General features: G+C 64.8%; 3 protein-coding genes. 1 reads left to right on the forward strand and 2 read right to left on the reverse strand.

Annotation, left to right across the window (positions count from 1 at the left end; genetic code table 11):
* Nucleotide 1 precedes the first annotated feature (1 nt).
* Nucleotides 2–10543 carry a LysM peptidoglycan-binding domain-containing protein gene (locus ACQR1E_RS29600; RefSeq protein WP_434897910.1) on the forward strand — a complete coding sequence of 3514 codons (10542 nt, stop codon included), beginning with the start codon at nt 2–4 and terminating at the stop codon, nt 10541–10543.
* A 410-nt stretch (nt 10544–10953) separates the two neighbouring features.
* Here ACQR1E_RS29600 and ACQR1E_RS29605 read toward each other — a convergent pair whose 3' ends face one another.
* Both ACQR1E_RS29605 and ACQR1E_RS29610 read right to left on the reverse strand, forming a co-directional pair.
* Complete coding sequence (locus ACQR1E_RS29605) at nt 10954–11169, reverse strand: helix-turn-helix transcriptional regulator (protein ID WP_315771189.1); 216 nt, start codon at nt 11167–11169, stop codon at nt 10954–10956.
* A gap of 87 nt (nt 11170–11256) precedes the next feature.
* Nucleotides 11257–12099 carry a hypothetical protein gene (locus tag ACQR1E_RS29610; protein ID WP_434897911.1) on the reverse strand — a complete coding sequence of 281 codons (843 nt, stop codon included), beginning with the start codon at nt 12097–12099 and terminating at the stop codon, nt 11257–11259.
* Nucleotides 12100–12356: the final 257 nt, after the last annotated feature.

Below are 12356 nucleotides of genomic sequence, written 5' to 3' on the forward strand. Positions count from 1 at the left end.
GATGAGCGCTATCGACAATCTCCGCGCCGCTGTCGAAGCCGCCGCCGGCGACACCGCCTTCGCGCTCGATGCCGCCTTTCTGACGGCGGGCCTCGCCGATCCCGCCGTGAAGGTCCCCGCCGACTACGACGCCTGGCTGAGCCAGGCCTTCTTCCTCAAGGCCGCGGCCGACTTCAAGGTGACGGTGGCAAAATCCGATGTCGGGCCCGTCGAAGGGACGGCGTTCACGGTGCAGTCGGCGACGATCCCGTTCATCGGCGCCTCGGCTCCGCTGGCTGCGAAGGCCACGCTTGTCTTCACCGTGGACGGCGACCAACTGATCGTGCAGGCCGAGGCGACGCCATCGAACTGGACCTGGACCAGCAGCTTCGCCTTCATGGGCGGCTTTCCGTTCAATCAGTTCGGCACCCTGAAGAACGTCAGCTTCGTGTTCTCGACGGCGACCGGCACGTATCCGTATGGCGACTCCGCGGGGCGTGCCGTGAGCGGCGGCGCGGTGCAGAATTTCGTTGCCAAGGTCGCTCTGCCGGATGTCGCCAAGCCGTTCCTGCTGCTGTTTCCAGGCCTCACCGCGCCGACCGGCGATCTGCTGCTGAGCGGCGCGCTCAATATGGGCATCTTCAACGGCGAGACCGTGCTGTTCCCGCCGGGGCAGTTGCGGGCCGCGATCCAGGACGGCACGTTCAAGCTCGCGTCGCAGTTCACGGTCAGGGATCCGAGCCTCGCTCTGACCATTCCAGCGCCCGATGGCGCCGATGAGGTCGACGGCGTGCTGGTGCTGGCCGATCCCGCCGATCCGGATGCCGGCGATCAGGCGCCGACGCTCGCGATCTCCTCGCAGTTCGACGTCGGCAGCACCGGCTCCTATCAGCTCGACGTCGAGATCACACCCGGCGCCGATGCCAACTATTCGGTGGCACTTGCCGTCGTCGAAGGCGGCGCGCCGCTGACGCCGGCCACGGTGATCGAGGTGATGGGCGGCAATGGCGGCTATCTTGCCGCGACTCCGGACGTGCTGCAGCAGTTCCTCGCCTTTGTCGGTCTCAACGGCTTCTCGATCGCCGGCACGCTCGGCCGCTCGCCGACGATCACGGCGGTCTCGATCGAGATCGGCAGCTCGAAGGATACGAGCTGGCAGATCCTGCCGCCGACTGGGGTGCTCGACTTCAAGATCACGAGCTTCGCGCTGCAATGGTCGATGGCCTATCCGTTCGACGGCACCAAGCGGCAGCAGACCTACGACTTCACGACCGAGTTCGTACTGGCGCCGAGCGTCTTCAAGGGGCCGGACGGCGAGGGTGACGGTGTGTTCACCGTCCAGTTCACCTCCGCGAAGCAGTTCTTCGCGTCCTTCGCCGGCACCGCCAAGCTGAGCGACTTCCTGACGGCACTGTCCGGCGGTGCGGTCGTGCTCGACGTCGAGAATGTCGGCGATTTCGAGCTTGGCGACATCGCGGTCGCGGTCGACTACGGCGCGCAGAGCTTTCAGTTCGACGCCGGCTTCAGCCTCACGCTCAATCTGCTCAAGATCAACAACCAGCCGATCCTTGCCGTGCGAGAGGGGACGGTCTCGATCGCGGCGCAGACTCCGACGCAGACGCCAGACGGGGGCAATGCGACGACGCTGCTGCGGGCGGCGCCGCTGCCGATGCTGCGGACCTCGCGAGGGGGCGCGCTGCAAGCCGCCTCGCAGACGCAATGGAAGTCGAGCGTCGGAGGCTTCCTCGATGTCGGCCCGTTGCACACCAAGGTCAGCGTGACCTATGACGGGTTCGAAACGCCGAAGCGGTGGGACCTCGCCGCCTCGCTGGAGGAACCGCTCGAGGTCTCGGACCTGATCAACCAGTTCTTTTCGCCCGGCAGCGCCTACGGTTTCCCGAGCTTCCTGCCCGGCGACCTCATCATCTCCGAATTCGCAATCACCGCGACCATTCCGGCCGAGCAGGGCGAGCTGAAGACGAGCTACGACATCACCGTCGGCTTCAGCTGGACGTTCGCCTTCGGCGATCAGACCGTCGGCATCGATCCGGCGCGGCTCGGCGTCAGCTATGACGGCCAGAAGCCGGCCCAGCAGCAGTTCTCCGGCTTCGCGCAAGGCACCTGGATCTACTCGGCGATCAACCTCAAGCTCACGATGGGCTATGAGTTCGAGACGACGGAGGCGGGCTCCAACAACATTCTGTTCGTCGAGTGGGAGGGTTTTCGAGCGGATTGGGAGAGCGGCAAGGAGCTGGTCACGTTCAGCCTCAAGGGCTGGAGCATCGGCTCGCTGGTGCAGGCGCTGGTGCGTACGCTCGGCAATCCTTACTTCACGCTGGATTCGCCATGGGACCTGCTCAACCAGATCTCGCTCGATGCGCTGCGTGTCAACGTCTCGCTCAAGAGCGGCGAGAGCTTCTCGCAGCGCCTGTCGGCCAGCTACGAGCTGTCGAGCCCGATCAATCTCGGCTTCATCAGCATCACCGCGCTGACCTTCCGTCGCGGCACCGACGGCAAGGTGACGCTCGCCATCGAGGGCTCGAGCCCGCTCGTCGCGGATGATCCGGCGTTCAAGAATCTGCTCGATCCGGCCAAGGGGCAGGATGTGCAGAACCTGCCGTCGGTGCCCGGCCGGGGCGAGGACTGGTTCAAGCTGTTCCTGCTGGTGCTTGGGCAGCGCATCGGCATCACCGGCCATTCCAGCTTCAACAGCACCAAGGAGGTGATCTGCGCACTGCAGTCTGTCCCCAGCACGACGGGCAAGATGAATCCGGTCGATCCCAATGCGGACGACGGCGGGACGCCCGGACTGCCCTATTACGACCAGTCCAACAACTGGCTGATTGCCGGGCATCTCGGTTTGATGAAGGTGGCCGGCGCCTGGTCGATCGATGCCATGCTGGTGTTCAATGACCCGAATCTCTACGGCCTGCGGCTGGCACTCGCCGGCGAGAAGATGGGCGGGCTCGCCAACCTCGTCGTCGACATTCTCTACAAGAAGATCACCGACGACATCGGCGTCTACCAGATCGACTTCACCTTCCCGGACATCATCCGCAACCTCAATTTCGGCGCGGTGTCGATCACGCTGCCGCAGCTCGGGATCAAGGTCTACACCAACGGCGATTTCTTCATCGACATCGGCTTCCCGTACAATCTCGATTTCCGCCGCTCCTTCTCGATCTCGGTGATCGTGTACGGCGTGCCGGTGCTGGGCGCCGGTGGCTTCTACATCGGCAAGCTCTCCAACGCGACCTCGACCAAGATCCCGAAGACCAACCTCGGCACTTTCGATCCGGTCATCGAGTTCGGTATCGGGTTGCAGCTCGGCCTGGGCTACAATTTCGAGAAGGGGCCGCTGAAGGCGGGCTTTGCGCTCACCGTCTTCGGCATCGTCGAAGGTGTCGTGGCGCCGTGGCATCCCTATGACCCCGCGCGCACGCTGGCATCGCGCGCCAGCAGCGGTGCGCTGCAGAGCGACTATTATTTCAAGCTGTCGGGAACGGTCGGCATCATCGGCCTGCTGTATGGCAGCGTCGACTTCGCGATCATTTCAGCCTCGGTCAATGTCAAGATCGTGCTGTCGATCCAGCTCACCTATGAGAGCTATCGCGAGATTCCGGTGGTCGCCAACGCGAGCGTGACGATCAGCCTCAAGGTCAAGATCAATCTGGGCCTGTTCTCGATCTCCATCAGCCTGTCGTTCTCGGCCCAGGTGTCTGCGACCTTCGTGATCGGACAGACCAGCACGGCGCCATGGGAGGTTCAGGGGGCACGCGCCGACGCGCTGCTGATGCAGCGGGCTCACGCGCGCGGACCGGACGCGGCCATGCGGCTGGCGCGCAGCTTGAAGCCGCGACCGAAGCGGCTCGGGCCCGCTACCGCTCGCCGGATGGGCCTTGCCGCCGCAGATGGCAACAAGCCGAAGCTGTCGCTGATGGCGGGCGCGCAGTACACCGTGCTTGCTCCGGAGGCAGCCACCGACGCAGCCTCGAACCAGGGGGCATTTGTGCTCCTGCTCGCAATGGACGCGCCGGATGCCGCGGCGAGCGTGCCGTCCGCCACCAAGACGTCCTTCGACGTGCTGGCCGAGGTCTACTTCCCCTGGATCATCGACGCACTGGGGAACGAGAGCGGGGATGCGGCCGAGCTCGCCGAGACGCTGACCATGTCGGTGACGCTCACCCAGCTCGAGGCCTATGTCGCGCGTCTCGCCGACACGGCCGATCCGTTCCTGTCGATCAAGGGCCTGCTGCAGTTCCTGGCCGACGGATTCACGCTCGACATCTTCAATCCGGCGACGGCGCAATCGTCGGGGCTGAAGACCAAGCTCGATGCCGGTTCGGTGCTGTTTCCGGTGTTCGACGGATTGAAGCTGCAGGTCCCCGGCATGTCCGGTGGCGAGACCTCGCCGATCGCGTTCGAGACCTACACCACGGCCACGCCCGGCTACGCGACGGCGGTCAGCAAGATATTCGCGCAGGTCGCCGCGAACATCGAGGCCCAGAACAAGGAAACGCGCCGGCTTGCCGCGGAGACCGATACGAGCTCGGCGGAGTCGATGGCGGCCCTGGTGTTCGTCGATACCTTCACGCTGATCGCGCGCCAACTGCTCCAGGCCGCGGCCGACGCGCTGCAGAGCTATGCCTATCCGCTGACCCCGACGAGCAGCATCGGTGCCATTCTCGATGAGCTCAACGGGATCGCCGGCAATGCCTTGACGATTGCGGATATCGTACAGCCCAACGTCGACCATGCCTTGGGGGCCGGGCTGTCGCTGCATATCGACGGCCTCGAATATGTGGTGCAGAGCGGGGACACCCTGCAAGGCATCGCCGGCCGCTATTCCGATGCGGCGTTGCCGCCGCGCTGGACCACGACGCCAGACCGCCTGATCGTGGCCAACCGGTCCCGCCACATGCTGCAGGGCGGCGTCGTCCTGCTGCTCACCAACAGCCGTGGCCAGGAGCAGATCTGTGTGACGCGGCAGGGCGACAGCTTCGACGACATCGCGCTGCAGCTCGGCGCGATCTCGATCGATGCGCTCGCTGCACAGAGCGTGCTCTACGGCGTCGCCGGCCTGCTGCAGCCGACCTTGCCGCTCGCGATCTGGCCGATCGCCTTCAGGACCGCAGGGACCTCCGGCCCGTCATCCGATACCTTGTCGACGGTCGCGAGCCTGTTCCAGACCACTGCGGTTGCGGTGGCGGACGCCAATCGCGGCGTCGCCGGCCTGTTCTCGGTGCAGGCGGAGCGCGGCCTGCTCACGGTCGGCAATCTTCAGGCCCTGTCGGTCGGCGCGTTGTGGTCGGCCATCGCGGCCACGGGCCAGGTCGGGCAGACCGCCGGCATGGCCTCGCGCTTCCTGGTCTATGGGTTGCGGCTGCCGGTCCGGGACGGACTGACCCTGTCGCCTGCGTTCCTCTATCCGAGGACGCAATCGGGCTACGGCGTCTATCAGCTCACCGGCCAGCAATTCCCGACGCCCAGTTCTGCCACGAGTTACAAGGTCGGCTTCGCACGCGAGACTCAGAGCCACGGCGTCCCGCTCGATTTCATCTTGCTGAACGACACCACCGACCTCAGCATGGACGTCGATCTGAGCCAGGCCTATGCCGCGCTGAACGTCGTCGTCAGCTGGGTCAGGGCGCCGGGCAATTTCGTCCCGAGCCCGACGTTTGCGGCGCTGCCGCTCGCCGAGCGTCAGCCGCGGCCGTTTACCGCCAGCGGCTACGCGCGCTGGTCGAGCGGATCCGTCGCGAGCCTGTTGGCCCTGACGAACCGCAGCGGCGTGGCCGCGGCGGCCGATGCCGGCGCGCAGGTGCAGCCGACGCTGTGGAGCCTGCCGCCGGCGCAGACCAATCTGGTCGCCACGCGGGAGCAGTCGATCGGCGCCGTCATGCCGGATCTCCGCTCGACCTTCGCGCTGCTGCCGAAGTTCCAGCCGCAGACCGGGCGCAGCAATCCCGCGACCGGACGCACCGACTATGCGGACCTGGGGCGCTGGGCCTGGTGCACGCGGCTCGATATTGAGATCAAGCGTCTGCCGGACGCAACGGCGCTGGCTGCTCAGGGTACCGGCGCAGGCGATCTGCCGAGCGGTCCGGCATCGGCGCCGTCGCTGCCGTTCGTCTATGAGCTCGTCGGACCCAGCTCGGAGGACGCGGTGCGGCTGCAGCGCATCCTGACCGCGATGGATGCGCTGGGCGAAGGCATCGCCTCCGCCGTCTTCCTGCTCTACAACCAGTCCGGACCCGGTGCGCCGATGCTGGTGACGCCTGCGGACGCCGACTTCCTCGCCTTTATCACCCAGACCAACCTGTCGACCGAGACCAATCCTGCGGCGGCGCTGCGGCTGATGCTGAGCGCCGAGGACGCTCCGCCGCGCGGCATTGCCAATTCCCCGGCGCAGTTCATCCGCCTGATGTGGGAGCTCAGCACGGTCCGCAGCGGCGGCTACTATCTCTACTACGAGAACGTCGAAAGCGAGGAAGGCCTGCCGGCGGCCGTCTTCGATTCCTCCGGCTCTGGCATCGTGACAATGGTCGTGACGTTCGCGGCGCAGGGCAGCGAGTCCTTCGGCACCACGCTTCCCGATTTCGTCAACGCCTTCGTGACGACCGACACTGTCGATCCGCAGAGCGATCTGGTACAGACGGTGTCGCTCGCCTCGACCGCCCAGACGGCACCGGTTGCGGCGGGAGCATCGCTCGATGCGCTCGCGGCGATCTATGGCCCTGGGCCCGGGCGGATCGCCGAGGTCAACGCGACCAAGCCGCTCGCCGCGGGCGCGCTGGTGCCGATCGTGGGCGCGGTGCGCCAACTGACCGACGCGGATCTGGTTCGCGGCACCGGGGGGGCCATCGACGCGCAGGCCACGCTCGACAAGCTCGCCAGACTGTTCTCAGCCGGTGCAGTCCATCCGATCACCGGCCAGGATATCGCCGCATTCAACCCACAAGTCGCTGTTGCGCTGGCCGCCGTGTTCTACATCCCGCCGCTGGCCTATCAGGTCAGTTCCTCGGCCGCGCCCGGGATGAGCTTTGCCAGCATGGCCTCCTATTACGGGTTGGATGTCGACCTGATCGCCCGTGGCGCCAGCGCAGCGCCCGGGCTGTTCCCGGTCAATGCCGTGCTCGATCTCGACCCGCAGCTGTTCTCCTTGCGCGACCAGTTGCCACCGCAGAACATCGGGTTCTCGTTGACGCGCGACAATCTCGGCCTGCCGCCGGACGATCCAGCGGCGCCGGACTTTGCCAAGAAGACGATGTATCAGCTCTACACCTCGCTGGCCGCGGGACTCGCGGGCAACGTCTTCTACAAGGCTAGTCCGCTGGGCATGCCGTTCGGTCCCCAGGACCATGACGACGATGAGTCCAGCGCGTTCGAGAGCCATGCGCGCTCGGCGCGGACGCGCGGCGGCCGCCTGGCGCAGGTCGCGATCGCCGATCTCGACTATCGCCAGTCCATCGGCATTGGTGCGCAATTCGCGCTGGTCAACGCCGCGCCGGACCCGTCTGATCCGGATCTGCCGCCGAAGGCGGCCAATCCCTATCTCGGCGTCGGCACCATGGCGCAGGTCGCGCTGCAATGGCGCGATATCTTCGGCAACACCACGGTGACACCGTTCGAGGCGCCGCAGCAAGGGTACCGCGGCGCGCTCAACGGGGCTGCGGTGTCGATGCTGTACCGCGATGAGCTGATCGGGCTGGGGTCCTGGATCAATACCAATGCCAGCTACAGCTATGACGCGGCGGGCGGTGCCGCGTTCAAGCTTGCATTGTCCCTCAACGCCGCCGCCTATGCCGGGCCGGACGGTGCGGCGCGGGCCGCCGACGATCTCTCGCTCTACACCCGGATCTACTATCAGCTGCATCAGGATTATTCCGCCGATGTCGCCGTTCCCGTGCCGGGTGTCTCCGGTAACGCGGTGGCGATGCGGCTGTCGAATTCGCTGATGGCAAAGCCCGATGTGGATCTTGGCGATGCGCAGGCGGACATCATTCGCGGCTATGTGCGCGCGTGCGTGCTGTATCTGAAGCTCGTGACGCGCGGCCAGGCGCCCGCAGCCCCGGCTGTGACCTTGTCGCTTCCGGTCGACGTCAATGCGATCGCCGCCGGCAACATCCTCGAGCTCGATGTCACGCTCACGTTCAGCCGCAATCCGCTGCTGGTCGACCCGGCGGTGGCGGCGTTGCAGGGCGGCACCGGCGTGGCCGCGGCGATCCTGCCGCGTGCCGACGGCGACGGCAATGTATCCTACACGGAGTTCAGCAAGGTCGTCGAAACGGTCTTCGTCACCGCCGACTGGTATCTCAAGGTCGGGCAGGGCCTGTCCCGCGACGGCGAGGATGCGGCCGACGGCGCTCAGCAGCTCTGGGCCGTCCGCTTCGGCAAGGCGGCCGGGCAGGGTATCCATTTCAAGCTGGGCACGTCACCGAGCTATTTCGCGCCGAAGCCGATCGCCAAGGCGCTTGCCAGCGGCGATGCGACGATCACGCGCTATGACAGCGGCGACACCGACACGCTGCATCTCGACGGTGTCGATCTGAACCAGTGGTTCCAGAGCGCGCTGGATGCCATCGATCAGTTCCTGTCGGCCGACTACGCGCCGCACGCGTTCATCCTCGACCGGATCGACGGGGTGACCGATCCGCTCAAGGACGGTTCGCTGGGAAGCGTGCTGTCGACCAAGGAATCGCTGGCCGATACGATCAGCCTGAAGACGCTGCCGGTGCTGTCGACCAGCGCGGGCGATCCTTCAACCGGATTCGCCGCCAGCGAGAAGCTGCGCCAGCAGCTGCTCAATCAGCTTGGCGCAGCCTATCGGGCCGGTGCGGCCGTCGTGTTCGGATTGACCGAGGTGACCGGCGGAGGCGATAGCAACCCGGCCGGTCCGCCGAACCTCTACGGTCAGCCGGGCGGCAGCATCAAGGGCGCCGCGGACAATCAGAATTTCACGCTGACGCCGACGCGCGTCCCGCTCGGCGAAGTCTACGATCCCGCCAGCAAGACCTGGTACGATTCGCGGCTGGCCTTCGTGTTCGCCACCAAGAACGTCGTCGACCAGGCCTATGTGCCGCTCGAGCTCACGCTCTCGCTCACTCATCTCGAATTCGAGCGGCGTACCGTCCCCGGAATCGACGGCTATGTCGATTCGCGATGGCTCGCCTTCGTCAACGGGCCGTTCAGCTATCCGCTGGGGACGCAGGTCACCAACATTCCCGTGGTCAACCGCGATCTGCCGACGCCGCCGACGGTCTCCGCGCAGCAGGCGCGGCAGCTCACCGGCGAGGGCACGACCGATCCATCGAAGCTGAATGCCTGGGGTTATTCGTTCGACTACCTCTATCAGCAGGCGGCAGCCGACGCAGTGTCCTGCACGATGGAGTTCAACCGGCCGACCGAGCCGACGCTGCGCGGCTCGGCCAGGTTGAGCGGCGAGCCCGACCTGTTCACCGCGCTCGCTCAATTCGTCACCAACTATCCGGCGATCCTGCGCGACCTCAACCAGTATCTGGTCGGCATCGATGGCGCTGAGCCGGATCCGGCGACACTGGCCGCCGCGCGCAAGGCGACCGCCGCCTTTGCGCTGGAGACCAGGCAGATCGCGGATGCCTATGTGCGGGAGACGGTTGGAGCCGCCAAGCTCGCGACGGCGCCCGCGCATGTGATCGTGAAGTTTCTGTCGACGCTCGACAGCACCAGCGACGGGCACGCGCGCACCAATCTCGTCAACATCACCATCGATGGAACGGCGGCGAGCTGGAATGCGGCGGCCAACACGATCTCGAACGGCACCACCACGCTTCCGGCGCCTGCGATCGCGATTGCACCCGAGCTCTATACGCCCCAGGCCGTGCCTCCGGCAGAGCTGCCCGTCGGCGTGCAGATCGCCTACGTCTATGCGCGTCAGGTCGACGGCAAGACGGTTTATCTTGGCGAAGAGGAGGCACGTGGGTTGCCGGCCCGAACCGTTTCGATCGCTCCGCTCGACGTGCTGCTATACCAGAGCGGCTGGGCGTCGGTGTTCGTGCAGCGCAATCTCGCGCTGTTCCCGCTGGCAGATCTCAAGACCACCAGCACCAACCCGGCGTTCCTGTTCCAGACGCCGGAGGTGCGGTTTGCGTCCACGGTGGTTCCGCAGCTGAACTACACGGCGTTCTCGCTCGACGCGATGTCGGGGGCGACCGGTGACCTCGATGCGCGCCTGACGACGTTCTTCGCGGGGCTCTATGCCGGCGGCAATGGCGGCACCAGCGACGAGGTCGCGATGCAGGGCATGTACAGCTATGAGATCGTGGCCGGCCAGCCGTCGATCCCGCGCGTACGGCTGCCGATCAACCTGCTGACGCCGACCCCGTCAGCGGTCGATCCGGGCGTGAAGCCGCCCTTCGTGGCCCCGTTCGCGCAGATGATCGATACGTGGCGGGCGACGACGAAGCCAACGACGTCGGGCCGTGCCCGCGTCGAGATCGAGCTGAAGGTCTTCGGTGGCGTCGGCGATGCGACGCAGCCGTTGATCCAGGTCGGCCGGCTCACTCACGAGGTCACAACCGCTTGAGGCCGTGTCGGTCCCGGCATCGCAACTGCGGCCGCCGTGGGAGGTCATCTGGACAGGCCCAGCCCGCAGAGTCGGATCGCACCGGCTCAGGGCGCCGGAGTTGGGCTGGTCAAAGGCTCTGGCGCGCTCGGAGAGATTCGAAATCTATTCCTAATAGATTGATTATTTTACAGTATTTTGCGCCGTTGTAATGAGGGGGACGGATCAAGGGACAGGTCACTAGTCGCGCGGTTATCAACAAGTTCTTACCTCGACTCCGTACGCCGAGGTGCATCGAATACAGTGAATTGAACCATGCGAGGGGCATAGGCCAGAAGCCTGCAACTTATGGCAGATCAGCCTGAGCCTGAAGGAGGGCTCCGCCTGCATCAATCATTGCAAAGGAACCACGACCACGGAGCGTCTGTTCCTCACCAACCGCTATCAGATTTGCTTTTCGGAGCCCACCCGACTGGATTTGAGATCCACCGGTTGATCTCGGACTGATGCCACCCGGTCCCGTTGCTGCTGATCTTGAGCTGAGCCGGGAATGTCCCCTCGGCGATCTTGCGGTAGACGGTGGAGCGGGGCAGTTCCGTCCGGGTGAGGACGGTCTTTAAGCGAATGATCCGATCTAGTTCGCGCACGGCCGCGCCGCCTCCTGCTGACTGTTGGGCGGCGGCAGCGGTCTTGCCACTCTCAGCAGTATCGATTGCTCGGCAATCGAATATTGACTAACCCGTAATTATTCTACTCAAACGTTCGAACAGCAGCGGAGCAATCCGCGTGCGCCCAGCCGTTGTGTACCGCTCAAGAACCCGGCTGTCGGGAGCCGAATGTGCAGTGGCGATTTCCAGTCCGACCCGAAACGGAGCGTCGATCGTCTTGCGCATGATGACGTGAATGTTGAGCGCAGGGACCCGGTTGTTCTCGCCAAGTGGTCCGGGTGGCTTGAGGATTGTCTCGCCTGCGAGCGAGCAAATCTTGAGATCATCTATCCGGCTTTCGCCGGCGTGGGTCACGACGAGATATTTGATCTCGTACCCGTTAGCACGCGCGAGGTCGTTGAAGAACAGGGGCGTGTAGCAGAAATAGCCGTGGTCCATGTAGCCGCTGGCCGGAAGTTGGTGATAGGCGACGCCGCCGACCTTGAGAGCATCGTGGATCAACTCGAAACAACGCCATTGATTGAAGATGTGCTCAGTCGTGCCGAAGTTGAGAACGACGTCGAAAGTTCTTCTGGCTGATCTCGGCAAATTGTCGAAGTTGAGGTCCAGAATATGTGTGTTCTTGAGACCGGGACAGACGTCGATCGCCTCGTACCGAATGTTGGTCAGGTCGGCAATCTCCGAGAGCATCGTGGTTCGCTCTTCTGGGCGTGGATGCGAAAAATAAACAAGCCGTTCGACCACCGAGATGTCAGGCGGCGGGCAGTCCTGGCGTTCAACAATTTCCCGGATCTGGTCTGTCCTGGCGTTGTAGATCGTCTGCGGCCCGATATCGAGCACCCTGTTCTTGGCCGAAGACAAGAACTCACTCCGCTGCAGATAGATAATCGCATCCAAGTTCATTCCCATATCAGCCCTCCCATTGCGGGTAGTGATCTTACACCGCAACCTCAAGCCGAACAAGGAAGTCCATGACCGATCTCGCATGGGCGGCGCTCGACGCCGCTGTGCTCTCTTCGTTTGCGTCCGATCGCTGGTTGTGACCTGCCACGGAAGTTTCATCCAGCGGCGCTTAGAGTCCGAGTGGCGTTGCAGTGAGACCGAACTTTGGACCACCCATAACTAGAGTTTTGCGCCTGTTTCACGGTGGTGGGCTGGATGCGCCA

Origin of the sequence: Bradyrhizobium sp. HKCCYLRH1030 (assembly GCF_051168395.1) — a bacterium.
Classification (GTDB): Bacteria; Pseudomonadota; Alphaproteobacteria; order Rhizobiales; family Xanthobacteraceae; genus Bradyrhizobium.